Source organism: Streptomyces sp. NPDC051582 (assembly GCF_040681715.1).
In the GTDB taxonomy this organism is placed as follows: Bacteria; Actinomycetota; Actinomycetes; order Streptomycetales; family Streptomycetaceae; genus Streptomyces.
The window spans coordinates 14475-29638 of record NZ_JBFAZJ010000038.1 but is presented as its reverse complement, the minus strand read 5'-3'; the positions used below and the strand labels follow the sequence as shown (position 1 = coordinate 29638).

Sequence of the window (15164 nt, the reverse complement as noted above, 5' to 3'; positions counted from 1 at the left end):
GTGTCAGCGATCGTGTCGAGGCGACCCGGCTGCGGGCAGGGTGAGGTACGGCGGACGCCGCGACCTCGCTGACCGATTGGACAGCCAGATTGCTGGCTCATTTCCGCCGGGTCAAGACTTGTGGGCTGACCGATCGGTCAGCTAGCGTGATTGCTGTCGCTGACCGGTCGGTCAGCCAACGTGTCACCCGTCGCTGCTCCCGGCGCCGCCGCGCATCCGCCCTGTTCCCCGGGCCGGAGCAGCCCTGCCCGCCCCGGCATCAGCCCGGGCCCGCACCCCCCGTTCCGCCGCACGATTCGGCGCCCCTTCGGCGATTCCCGGGCCTCCCCCCCATGCCCGGCCCGCCCGGCGCCGTCCCGTCCCGGCACCCCACCCCTCCCGGAGGCACGTATGAGCGGTCGTCGGCGTCTGGACTGGCTCGGCCTCACCCCCGAACCGGAGCGGGAACTGCCCGTGGCGGTCGCCGCCCTGCGCGCCTCCTCCCCGGCTTCGCCATCACCCCCACCCGGGGCTCGGGCGCCGGCCGGGAAGACGCCCGGGGAATCCCCCGGGGAGACGCCCGTGGAACCGGCGGCCACGGAACTGGCGGCCGCCGAACGGCGGCGCGTGGAGCGCCTGGTCCTGCGGGGCAGCCGGCACGGCTGGCTCCGCTACCTGGCCGAGGTCACCGACCTGGTGACCTCCGTGGCCGAGGGCTCACGACCGGGCGACCGGGCGGCCGCCCTGCTCGCCGCGGAGGTGGTCCTCGACCACCACCGCATGCTCATCGGCCTCCCGGGCGCCGGATACGGCCGCACCGCCGAGGACCGTACCGCGCTGGAGAACGCCGTACGCACCCTGCGCACCCCCACCCGGACAGGAGGCAGCCGATGACCGCGATCCGACTCCCGACGGCGCAGCCGCCGGACTCCGTACTCGGAGCGCGACCGGACGTGACGGAAACCGCCGGGGCGTACCGCGCCACCGGCGGATACCGGAGCGCGATCCGCCCCGACGAACTGCTGAGCCACCTCGACGCCTGCGGCCTGCGCGGCCGCGGCGGGGCCGGATTCCCCGTCGCCGTCAAACTGCGCACCGTGCGCGAGGGCGGCGGCGTCCCGGTCGTGGTCGCCAACGGCGAGGAGGGCGAGCCGGGTTCGGTCAAGGACCGCTGGCTGCTCCGGGCCCGGCCCCACCTGGTGCTCGACGGCCTCGCCCGCGCCGCCGCGATGACCGGGGCCACACGCGGATACGTCTACCTCTCCGACCCGCGAGCGGGGGCCCGCGTACGCCGGGCCCTCGCCGAGCACCCGCCGCCCCTGCCCATCGAGGTGATCGAGACCGACCGCACCTACGTGGCCGGCGAGGAATCCGCGGTGGTCCGCAGGATCGACGGCGGCCCGGCCCTGCCCACCGCCAAGCCCCCCCGTCCCTTCGAACGCGGCGTCGGCGGCGCGCCCACCCTGGTCTCCAACGTCGAGACGCTCGCCCGCATCGCCCTGACCGCCGCCCGGCCCGGACTGCGGCAGCGGATCGCCCGCTCCACGCTGGTGACGCTCTCCGGCGGGAGCGGCACCCCGCTGCTCACCGAAATCCCGTACGGCGTCCCCCTGCGCACCCTGGCGGCCGCCCACGGCACCCCGGATGCCGCCGGGGCCCTGATGGGCGGGCTGTTCGGGGGACTCGTCGACGCCCGGGGCCTGGACCTTCCCCTCGAACCCGGCGCGCTCGCCGCGGCGGGCACCGCACTGGGCTGCGGAGCGATCCGCTTCCTCGCCGCCGGCACCTGCCCGGTGACCGCCGCCGCCGAAGCCGTCGGCCACCTCGCGGCCGAGAGCGCACGGCAGTGCGGGGTCTGCGTCACGGGCACCGCGGCGGTCCACGGCGCCCTCAGGGAGCTCGCCGCGGGCACGGCCGGGCCCGACACCCTCGCGAACCTGACCCGCTGGGCGCAGGGCCTGCCCGGGAGAGGCGCGTGCGGCCTCCTCGACGCCGCGGCCGGCACCGCCGGCAGCCTCTTGCGCGCCTTCCCCGGCGCCCTCCCCTCCCACCTCGGCGCGGCCTGCCCCGCCTGCGCCGCCGACCTGCCCGCGGCCGGCTCCGGACGCCTCGCCGTCGCCGTACCGGAGGTCTCGGACGCGCCCTACGACGTGCCCTCCGACCGCATCGCGCTGCCCGCGCTGAAAGGAACGCCGTGAAACTCCTGCTGGACTCCACCCGCTGCCAGGGCTACGGACTGTGCCAGGAACACGCCCCCGAACTCGTCGAGCTCGACGAATGGGGCTACGCGAAGCTCATCGCCCTCGCCGTCGAGCCCGCCGCGGAGGAAGCCGCACGCGCCTGCGCCGACAGCTGCCCCAACGCGGCCCTCCGAGTGGAGAAGTGACATGGGACGTGACCTGACCGCACTGTTCGACCCCGGTTCGGTCGCCGTGGTCGGCGCCAGCGACGATCCGGCGAAGTACGGGCACGCCGTGGCCTCCCAGGCGCTGCGGGCCCCGGCCCGCAGGCCCGTCCACCTCGTGAACCGGCGCGGCGGCACCGTCCTCGGCAAAGCCGCGGCCCCCTCCCTCGTCGCGATCGGCGAACCCGTCGAACTCGTGGTGATCTCCGTTCCCGGCGCGGGCTTCGAAGCCGCCGTCGACGAGGCCCTGGCCTGCGGGGCGAAGGCGATCGTCGGCATCACCGCCGGCTTCGCCGAGGCGGGACCCGAGGGACTGGCCCGCCAGCAGGCGGTCGCCGCCCGCGTGCGCGCCGCCGGAGCCGTGCTCGTCGGCCCCAACTGCCTCGGCATCGCGGACAACACGACCGAGCTGTACCTCGCCTCCGACCGCTTCGCACCCGGCGGCGTCGCCCTGCTGAGCCAGAGCGGCAATCTCGCCCTCGAACTCCAGCTCCGCGCCGCCCCGCACGGCCTGGGCTTCTCCCGCTTCGTCTCCCTCGGCAACCAGGCCGACGTCACCCTCGTCGACCTCGTCGAGGACTGCGCCCGCCACGAGGCCACCGCGGCGATCGCCGTGTACGCCGAGGACTTCGGAGACGGCCGGGCCTTCGCCCGGGCCGCCGCGGCGGCCGGCAAGCCGGTCGTGCTGCTCTCGGCGGGCCGGGGCACCGCCTCCGCCCGCAGCGCCCAGTCCCACACCGGGGCGCTGACCACCTCGGCGGACGTGGTGGCCGCCGCCTGCCGCGACGCGGGTGTCGAACTCGTCCACACGCCGCGGGAGATGACGGTCGTCCTGGCCGCGCTGAGCGCGGGTCCCCGTACGAGCGGCCGGCGTGCCGCGGTCTTCACCGACGGCGGCGGCCACGGCGCCATCGCGGCCGACGCCGCCGAGGACGCCGGGCTCGACGTGCCGGAACTCGGCGCGCGGGCACAGGAGCGGCTGCGGGCCGTGCTGTGGGAGCAGTCCGCGGTCGGCAACCCGGTCGACCTGGCCGGGATGGGCGAGCAGAACCCCCTCTCGTACGCCGACACGGTCGCGGAACTGCTGGCCGCAGACGAGGTCGACGCCGTCCTGATGACCGGCTACTTCGGCGGCTACGCCGCCTCCGACGGCGGCCTGGGCGGCGGTGCGGCAGGCGGCTCGACCGGCGGTGGGGCCGGCGTTCCGGACGGAGGGTCCCTCCTCGCGCAGGGCGAACAGCGGGCCGCCCGCACGATCGTCACGCACCTCGCGGCCGCGCCGAAGCCCCTCGTCGTGCAGTCGATGTACCCGCAGTCGCCGAGCTGCCGGATCCTGGCCGGTGCCGGGATACCGGTGTTCGCCTCGACCGAGGACGCCGCCCGCGCGCTGGCGGCGATGACCGTCCGGGGGGCCGCCGGCACGCCCGGGCTCCCCGCGCTGCCGGCGCCCGCCGAGCCGCTGCGGGACGCGGGCTACCACGGGGTGCGGGCGCTGCTCGACTCCGCCGGCGTGCCGTTCCCGCCCGCCCGCGAGATCACCGACGAGGCCGGACTGCTGGCCGCGGCGGCGGAGTTCGAGGGCCCGTACGTCCTGAAGGCCCTGCACCTCCTGCACAAGTCCGACGCGGGCGGCGTCGTGCTGCGGCTGGCCGACGCGGACGCGCTCCTCACCGCCTACCGGGACATGCACGCCCGGCTCGGCGCGTCCTCGTACTCGGTCGAGGCGATGGCCGACCTGACGGACGGCATCGAGCTGATCGTGGGCGTGAACCGCGATCCGCGGTTCGGGCCCGTGGCGATGGTAGGACTCGGCGGGGTCCTCACCGAGACCCTGCGCGACGTCGCCTTCTCGCTCGCGCCCGTACCGGCCCGGCGCGCCGAGGAACTGCTCCGCGGCCTGCGGACCGCCGCCCTCCTGGCGGGCGTACGCGGCCGGCCGGCCGTGGACGTGGCCGCGGCTGCCGCCGTGATCGAGCGCGTCACCACGGTCGCCGCCGCGCATCCGGAGATCGCCGAGCTGGAGGTCAACCCGCTGCTGGTGCGCCCGGACGGGGCCGTCGCCCTGGACGCGCGAGCCGTCCTGCTCTGAGTGCCGAGCCCCCGTACACCCGTCTCATCCCCTTCGTGCCCCGGAGAACACCATGGACTTCCGCTACACGCCCGAGCAGGCCGATCTCAAGGCCCGAGCCGCCGCCTACACGCGGCTCCTGATGAGGTACGAGGACCAGTCCGAGGAGGCCGGCGGTCCGCTCCCCGCCGACACCGTCCGCGAGCTGACCCGCGCCGCCATCGAGGCGGGCGTCTACGCCATCAACATGCCCGCCGAATGGGGCGGGGCCGGACTCTCCCTGCTGGACCAGGTCATCGTCGAGGAGGAGTTCGGCAAGGTCACCAACTGCCTGTGGGACATCCCCTGGCGACCCGCCAACGTCCTGGCCCACGGGACCGAGGCGCAGCGGGAGAAGTACCTGCTCCCCGTCATCCGGGGCGAACGGTTCGACGCGTTCGCCGTGACCGAGCCCGGCGCGGGCTCCGACCCGGGCTCGTGCACCAGCACGGCGGTCCGTACCGACGGCGGCTGGCTCGTGAGCGGCGAGAAGTGGTTCGTGACCTGCGGGGACATCGCCGACTTCCTGCTGGTGCAGGCCGACGCCGGTCCGGAGCGGGCCGCGACCCTCTTCTTCGTGGACAAGCAGGCGGCGGGCGTCGAGATGACCCGCGTGCCCCGCTTCATGCACTCCGCGGTGAACGGGCACCCCGAGTTCACCTTCACCGACGTCTTCGTCCCCGACGAGGACGTGCTCGGCGGTGTCGGCAACGGCTACGAGCTGACCAAGGAGTGGTTCACCGACGAGCGGCTGATGATCGCCGCCCGAACCGTCGGCGCCGCCGAACGGGCCCTGGAGCTCGCCCGGGACTGGGCGGTGCAGCGCCGTCAGTTCGGCTCGCCCATCGCGGACTTCCAGCTGATCCAGGGCATGCTCGCCGACTGCGCGGTCGACATCGCCGTCAACCGGGCCTACACCCACCAGGTCGCCTGGGAGGCCGATCAGCCGCACACCGACCGCAAGACCCTGCACGCCAAGGCGTCGACGGCGAAGCTCGCGGCGAGCGAGGCCGCCGGGCGGGTCATCGACCGCTGCGTACAGATCTTCGGCGGCCGCGGCTACGACCGCTCGTACCCCGTCGAGCGGATGTACCGCGAACTGCGCGTCGACCGGATCTGGGAGGGCACCTCCGAGATCCAGCGCCTGATCATCGCCAACGAGCTCGTCAAGCGCGGCACCCGCGCCCTCGCGCTGCCCGGCGCCTGAGCCCCCGTATCCCCTTACCCCGTATCCCCGTACCCCGTACCGCCGTACCGCCGTACCGCCGTTCAGCGATCGAAGAGGAGTGACATGGACTTTCGCCTCACCGCCCGTCAGGAAGAGCTCAAGGGCTCGGCGCGCGCGCTCACCGACTTCATCATGAAGTACGAGGCCGACTGCGAGGAGAACAACGGCCTGCCCCCGCACGCCCACACCGAGATCCGCGACGCGGTCCTCGACAGCGGCCTGCAAGCCGTCAACATGCCGGCGGAATGGGGCGGCGCCGGGCTCACCATCCTGGAACAGGTCACCGTCCAGGCGGAGCTCGGACGGCTGACCGGCGCCCTCTGGGACATGGTGTGGCGCCCGGCCAACGCCCTGTCCTACTGCACGCCCGAGCAGCGGGAGCGCTACCTCGTCCCCGTCATCCGGGGTCAGCGGCGCGACTGCTACGCGGTGAGCGAGCCCGAGGCGGGATCGGACCCGCAGAGCGTGCGGACCACGGCGACGCGGACCGGAGACGGCTGGGTGCTCAACGGCGAGAAGTGGTTCGTCACCGTGGGCGACCACGCGGACTTCATGATCGTGCTCGCCGCCGCCGGGGAGGAGGGCGCCCCGACGCTGTTCCTCGTGGACAAGGACACCCCGGGGATCGAGATGACCCGGGTGCCGCGCTGGATGCACACCTTCGTCTACGAGCACCCCGAGTTCACCTTCACCGACGTGCGCGTGCCCGAGGACGCCGTCCTGGGGGAGGTGGGCAACGGCTACGACATCACGCGCTCCTGGTTCACCGAGGAACGCCTGATGATCGCCGCCCGGACGATCGGCGCCGCCGAACGGGCCCTGGAGCTCGCCCGGGACTGGGCGGTGGAGCGCCGTCAGTTCGGCTCGCCCATCGCGGACTTCCAGCTGATCCAGGGCATGCTCGCCGACTGCGCGGTCGACATCGCCGTCAACCGGGCCTACACGCACCAGGTGGCCTGGGAGGTCGACGAGGGCCTGTCCGACCGCAAGACGCTGCACGCCAAGGCGGCCATCGCCAAGCTGGCGGCGAGCGAGGCCTCCGGCCGCGTCATCGACCGCTGCCTGCAGATCTTCGGCGGCCGCGGCTACGACCGCTCGTACCCCGTCGAGCGGCTCTACCGCGAACTGCGCGTCGACCGCATCTGGGAGGGCACCTCCGAGATCCAGCGCCTGATCATCGCCGGTGAACTCGTCAAGCGCGGCACCGGCGTGCTGCACATGCCGTCCTCCGTCTGACCGTACGGCGGTCCGGGCCAGGAGCCTGGTCGGGAGCATGGCCCGGACCGCCCCGCGTACGGCACCAATCCTGCATGTGAAGGGAGAACCGATGTCCGGTGTGGAACGGGTCGGGATCGTGGGCTGCGGCCTGATGGGATCCGGCATCGCCGAGGTCTGCGCCCGCGCGGGCCGCGAGGTCGTGGTGGTGGAGACGAGCGGGACGGCCGCGCAGGCGGGCCTGAAGCGGATCACGCGCTCCCTGGCGCGCGCCGCCGACACCGGGAAACTGACCGCGGCCGAACGCGATGCCGCCGCCGGCCGGATCACCGTGACCACGGACATGGCCCGGCTGGCGGACCGGGACCTCGTGGTCGAGGCGGTGGCGGAGGACGAGCGGGCCAAGCTGGAGGTGTTCGCCCGGCTCGACTCGGTGGTGGAGCGCCGGGACGCCGTGCTGGCCACGAACACCTCCTCGATACCCGTCATCCGGCTCGCGGCCGCCACTTCGCGGCCCGGCCAAGTGGTCGGACTCCACTTCTTCAATCCCGTTCCCGTGCTCCCCCTGGTCGAGCTGGTGCCCTCGCTGGTCACCGACGAGGGGACCGCCCGGCGGGCCCACGCCTTCGCCTCCGAGGTCCTGGGCAAGCACGTCGTCCGCGCCCAGGACCGGGCCGGCTTCATCGTGAACGCGCTCCTCGTGCCGTACCTGCTGGCCGCGGTGCGGATGGCGGAGTCCCGGACCGCCTCCGCCGAGGACATCGACCGGGGCATGACCCTCGGCTGCGCCCACCCGCTGGGGCCGCTCGCGCTGGCGGACCTCATCGGGCTGGACACCGTACAGGCCATCGCGCAATCCCTGTACGCGGAGTACAGGGAGCCGCTGTACGCCCCGCCGCCGCTGCTCGCCCGGATGGTGGACGCGGGCCTGCTCGGCCGCAAGACCGGCCGGGGCTTCCACGTCTACCGCTGACCGGAGCGCCCCGACGGCCGGAACCGGGGGGCCCGATGCGCGAGGATGAGGGTCTGGCGGCCGGCAGCCGGACCCGACCACCCACCCGCCCTGCGGGCGCCGACACGGGGAGTAGCCAACGTGACCAAGGCCGAGCGTGCACTGGAGACGCGCGAGCGCATCCTCAAAGCCGCGTGCGAAGTCATCGCCGACATCGGCTTCGAGAACGTCAGCATGCGCAAGGTCGCCGAACACGCCGGGGTTTCGAAGGCGTTGCTGCACTACCACTTCGACACCCGCGAGAAGCTCTTCGCCGAGGCCATGACGCATTCCTTCGCCCAGACCGGCACGGACGCCGAGGACGGGGGCGACACGACCCCGGCCGCGGTCGTCCTGGCCCGCATCCTGCGCAGCATGCTGCCGAGCGACGCGGACCTGCGCCAGGACTGGAAGCTCTGGCAGGAGCTGTGGGTGCGCGCGCAGCGTGACCAGACGGCCCGTCACCTCGCCGTGGACCTGTACGACCAGCTCCACGCCTGGGTGGGCGCAGCCATCGAACGGGGCATCCGGTCGGGCGAGTTCACCGAGTGCGACGTCACCGCGGTCAGCACGCTGATCATGGCCCTCTGTGACGGTCTCGGGATCCGCCTGATGCTGGACGACCCCCGGGTCGACCTCGCCACGGCCCGCTCGGCCATCTGGCGGGCCGTCGCCCCCGCCCTCGGGACCACCCCGGACTTTCCGGAGGTGTGAGAGGTCTCACCCCGCGCGCGGTCGTCATCCCAGGGTGAAGAGGAAATTGACGGACGCGTAGTAATTGGGCAGTTGGACCAGCCGCGAACCTTGGCGCGGGGGATCGTTCTTGGGCCAGTTCCACGGGCCCAGCAGGTGGTCGGGGTAGTCGCTCTTCTGGACCCGTGGCACGAACCAGAGCCGGAAGGCGCCGGAGCGTCCGACCGACTCGGACTTCCAGAGCTGCGTCTCACGGCCGGGGCCCGAGCGGCAGGCCCGCAGGACGACGTCGACGGCGTTCCCGCCGGCGGTGGTGCCGTCGAGGCAGCTCCCGGTGCCCGTGTTCCGGAACTGGTACGTGCCCGGCCCGGCCGGCAGGCGCTGCCAGCCCTGGGAGGCCTCGCCGGTGCACGGCTGGAGCTGCAACGGCCCTTCGGAACCCCTGCCGGCGAAGCCGACGCACAGCCCCGAGGCGGTGTTGACCAACGGCAGGCCGGTGGGGGCGGGGCTCTGCGAGGGCGGCGCGGAGGACGGCGGGGGAGTGACGGGAGCCGTCGGGGCGGCGACGGCCGACACGGGGGCGCCGATGGTCACGATGGGTGGCGCCGAGTCCGCCGGCCGCGGCAGCAGATACGGGTCGACCTCCGAGACCGGGCCCGGGTTCGGGCTCGCGACCGTGGGCGCCGGTGCGGCGCGCACGGTCCGGTCCTCGGCCGGCAGCAGGACGAACGCGGTGAGGGTCGTACCCGCGACGGCCGCCGCCGCGGTCCACTTCGGTGCGCCGAACCGCGCCGCGGCCACCTTGAGCCCCACCACCTTGCCCGCTGCCAGGTGATGGACGCCGTGCACACCGGCGGTCAGTGCGGAGGAGGCCGGGTGCCACAGCAGGATTCCGGCCGGCAGCAGCGCGCCCAGCCTGTTGTTGACCGCTCGCAGATCGCGCTCGGCCCGCCCACAGCCGTCGCACGCCCGAAGGTGCCGTCCCAGGTCCCTGGTGACGCGCTTGCCCGGTCGGCGGAGCGCGGCGGCGAGCATGCCGCCGTAGTGCCGGCACTCGTCGCTCACGCTCTCGTCCAAGTGGGCGCGCAGGTAGGCCTCACGCAGGCCCTCGCGGGCGCGCGCCGCCAGCGAACCGACGCCTCCCGCCGATATCCCGAGGCGCCGGGCCGTCTCGGTCGCGGGCTCGTCCTCGACGACCGCGTGCCACAGCACGGCCTGCCAGCGCTCCGGCAGCGACCGGTACGCCCGCAGCACCAGCGAACCCTCCTCCGCCGACAGGGTCACGTCCTCGACGTCCTGGTCGCCGGCCAGGCCGGCGGCCCACGTGTCGAAGTCGGCCGACAGCTGTGTGCGGGCGCCGCGGCGGGCCCATTCGGCCGCCACCCGGCGCACGCAGGTCAGCAGGTACGGCCGCCAGACGTACTCGGGGCCGGTGCCCCACGCGACGGCCCGGTAGGTGCGGGCGAAGGCCTCGGCCGCCAGGTCGCCGGCCGTGGCCAGGTCGCGGCAGCAGGTGCGGGCGTAGGCGAGTACCGCGTCGTGGTGACGGGCGAACACCTCGCCCATCACGTCGCTGAGATCGGCATCTGACGCCGAGTCGCGCTCGCGGAGCAGCGCGCACAACTGTGCGTCGCTGAGGTCGTGGAGGTCCTGCCGGCGGGCAGTTCCCGATGTGCTCAACCTTGCTCCCGTTGATTTGCTGGTGGCCGGCACGGCGAATGCCAGGCAGGTGGGCAGTGGGGGTGCGACGCTGCGCCCGGCCGGAATTCGCGCAAGTGTGCACGCTTTCAAGGCCTGTGAGCAACCGGGCGCTTCGATACTGTCCGCCCTGACGCGACTTCGGCAAAGGCTTGGCAAAGTCGCGGGACCGCGTCGCGGCCACACCGTCTCCCACGTGCACCAAGACCGAACAACAGGCCGGGAGGCGCGAGTGCAGTGGTCAGTCCAGGTCGTACGCGGTGTCGTGTTTCGGCTGGTACAGCCCCACCGTGCCCGCCCCCGGCACGGCCAGCGTGGTGACCGAGCCCCAGCGCTGTTCGGTGATGCCGGTGGTGAACTCGACGCCCTTCGCCTGCAACTGTGTGACCGTGGCGGCGAGGTCGTCGCACATCAGGAAGAGTTCGGTGACGCCGGCGGCGTGGGGGTCGGTCGGGTGGACGGCCAGTTCGCCCGGTGGGGACTTGAAGACGAGCCAGCCGCCCCCGGCGTCGACGTGCGGGAACCCGAGCACATCGCGGAAGAACGCGCGGGCCGCCTCGGCGTCGGTGGCGTAGATGATCGTGTGTGCACCGGTGATCATCCGGTCAAGCTAGCAGTCCGTTTTGTCGCCCCGCCGGTACGACTCTCCACGGTCGACGTCACGTGCCCGGCGGCCGGCTCCCTCCGCTGGGCTGGGGTGTCATGCGTTCCAGACCCCTGCGCTCGTAGAAGCGGGTCATCGCGAACCCGACGAGCAGGGCGAGGACGGTGCCGACGGCGATCATGGTCCACGCGCGGGTGAGACCGGCGTCGGCGCGCGCGTCGAAGTAGAGGATGGCACGCACTCCGTCACTGAGCTGGCGCATGGGCTCGAAGAGAGACAGGAAGCGGTAGAAGCCGGGGACGGCCTGGAGCGGGACGGTGGCGCCCGACGACGGCAGGCCCAGCGCGATGAACACGAACATGGACACGAGCTGGCCGATCCCGCCGAACGCCGCGTTGATCGCCTGGACGCCGAGGCCCACCGCGAGGCCCGCGCAGTAGGAGTAGATCCACAGGAGCGGGATGTGGACGGCGTCCATCCCGAGGATCGAGATCGTGGCCAGCATGACGAGCGTGGTGGTCAACACCGTGATCACGGCCGTCATGACCACTTTCAGCAGCAGCGTCTGGGTGCGGCTGATCGGCACGGTGGGCCGGCGGGTGTGCCAGGGGCCAACCTCGCTGTCCGCGTAGCCGAGGGCGGTGTCCACGCCGGTGTTGATGAGGTTGCCGCCCAGGAATCCGAGGAGTACCAGCAGCAGGGTGTAGTAGAACGCGCTCAGGCCCAGCCCGCTGTTTTCGCCGACGGGATGACCGACCCGGCTGACCACCTGCACGGGATCGGCCAGCAGCAGCCGCGTCGTGGAATCGGCTTGCGAGGTGACGGGGGAGGTGATGAGTCGTTCGCCGATGACCTTGGAGGACTGCCGGGCCGCCGCCGTGCTGATCCGGTCGGCCAGGGACGAGCCGATGCTCCCCATGCCGGGGTTGGTGAGCACCGTGATCGTCGGCCGGACCGTGGCAGTGGCCGTGGTGAGTGCGGCCACGGAATCGGTGAAGTTCGCGGGGATGACCAGGGCGCCGTAGATCTTGGCGGAGGAGAGCTGGTCCTGCGCTTGGGCCTGGGTGAGGCGGCGCCATTGGACCTTGCCGGACGTGTCGCCGCCGGTCACGGCCTCGGTGACCTGTGTCCCCAGGTTCTGCCGCTGCCCGGGCAGCGGCTTGCCGGTGTCCGCGTTGACGATGCCGACGGGCAGCTCGTGCAGTCTGCGGTTCGGATTGACGATGCCGCCCATGTACAGCAGCGACAGCAGCAGGGCGAGCAGCCCTGTCAGCACCGTGGGCACCACCCACAGCTTCGGGCGGCGAAGCAGCGCCGAGGCGCGTGCTCCGGCGGCGGTCACGGAGCGGGTGTCGTCGCGGTGATTCATGTCGGCGTCCATGGTTCTCGGCGAGTTCCGCGGCGACACCGAAGCGGCGGACGCGGACAGTCACCCTCCGCGATCGGGGGGTGCCTGTGCCGGCAAGCATGGGCCGTGTCGTGCAGAGGCGCCCGGAGGCTCACCGGACTTCGCACCGGAAGCCGCGAGCCGAGCGTACGAGGCGCTGCCCGACGAGTGGGCGGGCGGCGCCCGGCGGGCGGGTGGGGCCCCGGTCCGCGCGGGTCGGACGACGACCGCGCGGACCGGGGCCCGGTACGTGTCCGGGGCCGGGCCGGCGACCCGGACCCCCGGGTCAGCAGCCCGGGTTCTTCAGGGCGCTCCAGGTCTTGGGACCGACGATGCCGTCGACGGGCATGTGGCACATGTCCTTCACCCGGCGCTGGAACTCGCGCACGGCGCGGTCGGTGTCGGGACCGAAGTCGCCGTCGACGCCGGAGGAGCCGATGTTCACGTTCCAGGTCTTGAGCAGACACTGGGCCTGCCTGACCGCGGCGCCCTTGGCGCCCCTGCTGATGGTGGGCTGGGAGTCCGTGTGGTTGCAGCCGCGCGAACCGGTCGCCGACGTACCGGAGTTCGTGGCCGCCACGGCCGACGGGGCCAGGGCGACACCGGTGCACAAGGCGGTGGAGGCGACGAGGAGCGCGAGACGCTTGCTGACGAGCATGGCTGTGTTCCGTCCTTCGTTCGGCGCGGGCCCTTCCCCCGTGGACGTCCCCGAGCGGCCCGCTGTCCTGGTGTGCGGGACCGGTGGTCGGCCGGTCCCGTGCTGCCGAGGCAAGAAGCTACGGTCCGGGGCGCCGCCGGGTCGTCCCGTGCTGGATGGATCTCCGCCTCAACCTCCGGTGCAGGAAGGGCACTTCCCCAACCCAGGGCTGAGTACGGGAGTGGGAGGCCGCTGCGCGCCGTCCGGGCTAGGCTGCGGCGATGCGGATCCGCCCCTCCACCATGGACGCGCTGACGGCCCTCGCGCAGACGGGTGTGGCCGTGCTGCTGGGCCGGGAGGCGGTCGCCCAGGGCTGGCCTCCCCCCGACCTCGCCGCGTACCTGCTCGTCGGGCTGGTGACGGTGCCGGTGGCCGTGCGGACCAGGGCGCCGGTCGCGGTCTGCCTGTTCACCCAGCTGATGTGGGTCGTGTACGTCACCGCCGGGTACTGGCCGGTGGTCACCTGCTTCGGTCCGATGCTCGCGCTCTACACGGTGGCCGCGCTCTGTCCGGTCCGCACCTCGGCGGCCTGCGCCGCCCTGATGGGGGCGGTCTGGGTCTACGCGGGACTGCTGGGCAACGGCCCGGGCGGCTCCATGGCGAGCGTGCTCGCGCAGGCCGTGGTCTTCCCGGCCGTGCTGTGGCGGTTCGGGCTGGCGGCACGCCGGTCGGCCGAACTGGCCCGCGAGCTACGGCGCGAGCGCGACGAACGGGCTCGCCGCCACGTCGCCGAGGAACGCGCGCGCATCGCACGGGAACTGCACGACATCGTGGCCCACCACATGTCCGTGATCTCGATCCAGGCGGGCCTGGCCGGGTACGTCTTCGACTCGGCGCCCCGCACGGCCAGGACGGCCCTGTCCACCATCCAGGAGACCAGCGCCGAGGCGCTGGACGAACTGCGGCGCATGCTGTGCCTGTTGAGGGACACCGACCGGGAGCGACCGGCGGGCGGGGCCGACCAGCAGGCCCCGGGCAGGGACGCCCCGATGCCGGGCCTGTCACGGCTCGCGGAGACGGCCGAACGGGTGAGGGCCGCTGGCGTTCCGGTGGACCTGCGGATCACGGGCGGCGTCCGCGCCCTGGCCCCCGGCGTGGAGCTGTGTGCGTACCGGGTGACGCAGGAGGCACTGACCAACGTCCTCAAGCACGCCCCGGGCGCCCGCGTGACCGTGACCCTCGACTACCGGCCAACGCACCTGTCGGTGACCGTGACCGACGACGGCGCGGGCGGGCGCCCCCTTCCGGCCAAGTTGGCACCGGGGAGCGGGAACGGGTTGATCGGCATGCGCGAGCGGGCCAAGCTCTACGGAGGAACGATCAGCACCGGACCGCGCAGCGAAGGGGGCTATGCCGTGCGCCTCACGCTGCCGACCTCCGCCCGGACGGCAGCGCCGCGCGGGGACGGTCGCCCGGAATGACGGGATCCGGAGCCTTGAGGGTGCTCGTGGCCGACGACCAGTTCCTCATCCGGGCCGGGCTCGTGGGCCTGCTGGAGGTGGCGGAGGGCTTCGAGGTCGTCGGCGAGGCCACGGACGGCGCCGAGGCGGTCGAGCTCGCCGCCCGTACCCGCCCCGACGTGATCTTGATGGACATCCGGATGCCGGGCATGGACGGGATCGCCGCCACGGAGCGGATCCTCGCGCGGACCCCGCCCCCGGCACCCCGCGTGCTGATCCTGACCACGTTCGACCTGGACGAGTACGTGTACGGGGCGCTGAAGGCCGGGGCCTGCGGCTTCCTGCTGAAGGACTCGGGCCCCCAGCGGTTGCTGGCCGCCATCACCGCCGTCGGCAGCGGGGACGCGCTCTTCGCACCGACGGTGACCCGGCGGCTCGTGGAGGCCTTCGCCACCCGCGCGGGCGGCGACGGGGCCGGCGCCGCCGCCAGGGCCGGGGTCGCCGGACTGGACGCGCTGACGGGCCGGGAGATCGAGGTGCTGGAGCTGGTCGGGCAGGGCCTGGCCAACGCCGAGATCGCCTGGCGGCTGTTCATCACCGAGGGCACGGTGAAGAGCCACCTGAGCCGGACGATGACGAAGCTGGGCCTGGAGAGCCGGGCCCAGGCGGTGGTGACGGCGTACGAGAGCGGTCTGGTGGTCCCCGGCCGCAACACCTGAGGATCCGGCTCGGGGGTCGTTGGACCACACCCGTCACACCCG

14 protein-coding genes are annotated in these 15164 nt (G+C 73.3%); 10 read left to right on the top strand and 4 right to left on the bottom strand.

Features of this window, described 5'->3' with window-relative positions; genetic code table 11:
• Positions 1–390 precede the first annotated feature (390 nt).
• From AB0M92_RS34040 to AB0M92_RS34005, 8 genes are all read left to right on the top strand, one after another.
• On the top strand, positions 391–873 hold the full coding sequence (locus AB0M92_RS34040) for a hypothetical protein (RefSeq protein WP_366106221.1): 483 nt from the start codon (positions 391–393) through the stop codon (positions 871–873).
• Positions 870–2177, top strand: a complete 1308-nt coding sequence (locus AB0M92_RS34035; RefSeq protein WP_366106220.1) for an NADH-ubiquinone oxidoreductase-F iron-sulfur binding region domain-containing protein — start codon at positions 870–872, stop codon at positions 2175–2177. The genes AB0M92_RS34040 and AB0M92_RS34035 overlap by 4 nt, the downstream gene beginning before the upstream one ends.
• Positions 2174–2365, top strand: a complete 192-nt coding sequence (locus AB0M92_RS34030) for a ferredoxin (RefSeq protein ID WP_366106219.1) — start codon at positions 2174–2176, stop codon at positions 2363–2365. Before AB0M92_RS34035 ends, AB0M92_RS34030 begins: the two co-directional genes overlap by 4 nt.
• A gap of 1 nt (position 2366) precedes the next feature.
• Positions 2367–4472, top strand: a complete 2106-nt coding sequence (locus AB0M92_RS34025) for an acetate--CoA ligase family protein (RefSeq protein WP_366106218.1) — start codon at positions 2367–2369, stop codon at positions 4470–4472.
• 52 nt (positions 4473–4524) lie between these two features.
• Positions 4525–5697, top strand: a complete 1173-nt coding sequence (locus AB0M92_RS34020; protein WP_366106217.1) for an acyl-CoA dehydrogenase family protein — start codon at positions 4525–4527, stop codon at positions 5695–5697.
• 84 nt (positions 5698–5781) lie between these two features.
• Complete coding sequence (locus tag AB0M92_RS34015) at positions 5782–6954, top strand: acyl-CoA dehydrogenase family protein (protein WP_366106216.1); 1173 nt, start codon at positions 5782–5784, stop codon at positions 6952–6954.
• A gap of 91 nt (positions 6955–7045) precedes the next feature.
• Positions 7046–7906, top strand: a complete 861-nt coding sequence (locus tag AB0M92_RS34010) for a 3-hydroxybutyryl-CoA dehydrogenase (protein WP_366106215.1) — start codon at positions 7046–7048, stop codon at positions 7904–7906.
• A gap of 120 nt (positions 7907–8026) precedes the next feature.
• The gene (locus tag AB0M92_RS34005; protein ID WP_366106214.1) at positions 8027–8638 is read left to right on the top strand and encodes a TetR/AcrR family transcriptional regulator; all 612 of its coding nucleotides are present in this window, start codon (positions 8027–8029) and stop codon (positions 8636–8638) included.
• Positions 8639–8662: 24 nt separating this feature from the next.
• On the opposite strand, the gene AB0M92_RS34000 is transcribed toward AB0M92_RS34005, so the two are convergent.
• The 4 genes from AB0M92_RS34000 to AB0M92_RS33985 form a co-directional block, all read right to left on the bottom strand.
• Positions 8663–10297, bottom strand: coding sequence for a sigma-70 family RNA polymerase sigma factor (locus tag AB0M92_RS34000; protein WP_366106213.1), 1635 nt, complete (start codon positions 10295–10297; stop codon positions 8663–8665).
• A 259-nt stretch (positions 10298–10556) separates the two neighbouring features.
• A complete protein-coding gene (locus tag AB0M92_RS33995) occupies positions 10557–10916 on the bottom strand; it encodes a VOC family protein (RefSeq protein ID WP_366106212.1) in 360 nt (119 codons plus the stop codon).
• Positions 10917–10974: 58 nt separating this feature from the next.
• Positions 10975–12288, bottom strand: coding sequence for a DUF3533 domain-containing protein (locus tag AB0M92_RS33990; RefSeq protein ID WP_366106211.1), 1314 nt, complete (start codon positions 12286–12288; stop codon positions 10975–10977).
• A gap of 304 nt (positions 12289–12592) precedes the next feature.
• A complete protein-coding gene (locus tag AB0M92_RS33985; RefSeq protein ID WP_366106210.1) occupies positions 12593–12964 on the bottom strand; it encodes a peptidoglycan-binding domain-containing protein in 372 nt (123 codons plus the stop codon).
• Between the two features lie 260 nt (positions 12965–13224).
• On the opposite strand from AB0M92_RS33985, the gene AB0M92_RS33980 reads away from it, so the two are divergent.
• Positions 13225–14424, top strand: coding sequence for a sensor histidine kinase (locus AB0M92_RS33980; protein WP_366106209.1), 1200 nt, complete (start codon positions 13225–13227; stop codon positions 14422–14424).
• Positions 14421–15122: a response regulator transcription factor gene (locus AB0M92_RS33975; RefSeq protein ID WP_366106208.1), complete on the top strand. Its 702-nt coding sequence runs from the start codon at positions 14421–14423 to the stop codon at positions 15120–15122. Before AB0M92_RS33980 ends, AB0M92_RS33975 begins: the two co-directional genes overlap by 4 nt.
• Positions 15123–15164: the final 42 nt, after the last annotated feature.

What these genes read in the sequence shown, in the direction of transcription:
- AB0M92_RS33985 (WP_366106210.1), bottom strand. Translation starts at nt 12,964, where the DNA reads ATGCTCGTCAGCAAGCGTCTCGCGCTCCTCGTCGCCTCCACCGCCTTG.
- AB0M92_RS33990 (WP_366106211.1), bottom strand. Translation starts at nt 12,288, where the DNA reads ATGAATCACCGCGACGACACCCGCTCCGTGACCGCCGCCGGAGCACGC.
- AB0M92_RS34040 (WP_366106221.1), top strand. Translation starts at nt 391, where the DNA reads ATGAGCGGTCGTCGGCGTCTGGACTGGCTCGGCCTCACCCCCGAACCG.
- AB0M92_RS33980 (WP_366106209.1), top strand. Translation starts at nt 13,225, where the DNA reads ATGCGGATCCGCCCCTCCACCATGGACGCGCTGACGGCCCTCGCGCAG.
- AB0M92_RS34010 (WP_366106215.1), top strand. Translation starts at nt 7,046, where the DNA reads ATGTCCGGTGTGGAACGGGTCGGGATCGTGGGCTGCGGCCTGATGGGA.
- AB0M92_RS34035 (WP_366106220.1), top strand. Translation starts at nt 870, where the DNA reads ATGACCGCGATCCGACTCCCGACGGCGCAGCCGCCGGACTCCGTACTC.
- AB0M92_RS33995 (WP_366106212.1), bottom strand. Translation starts at nt 10,916, where the DNA reads ATGATCACCGGTGCACACACGATCATCTACGCCACCGACGCCGAGGCG.
- AB0M92_RS34025 (WP_366106218.1), top strand. Translation starts at nt 2,367, where the DNA reads ATGGGACGTGACCTGACCGCACTGTTCGACCCCGGTTCGGTCGCCGTG.
- AB0M92_RS34020 (WP_366106217.1), top strand. Translation starts at nt 4,525, where the DNA reads ATGGACTTCCGCTACACGCCCGAGCAGGCCGATCTCAAGGCCCGAGCC.
- AB0M92_RS33975 (WP_366106208.1), top strand. Translation starts at nt 14,421, where the DNA reads ATGACGGGATCCGGAGCCTTGAGGGTGCTCGTGGCCGACGACCAGTTC.
- AB0M92_RS34015 (WP_366106216.1), top strand. Translation starts at nt 5,782, where the DNA reads ATGGACTTTCGCCTCACCGCCCGTCAGGAAGAGCTCAAGGGCTCGGCG.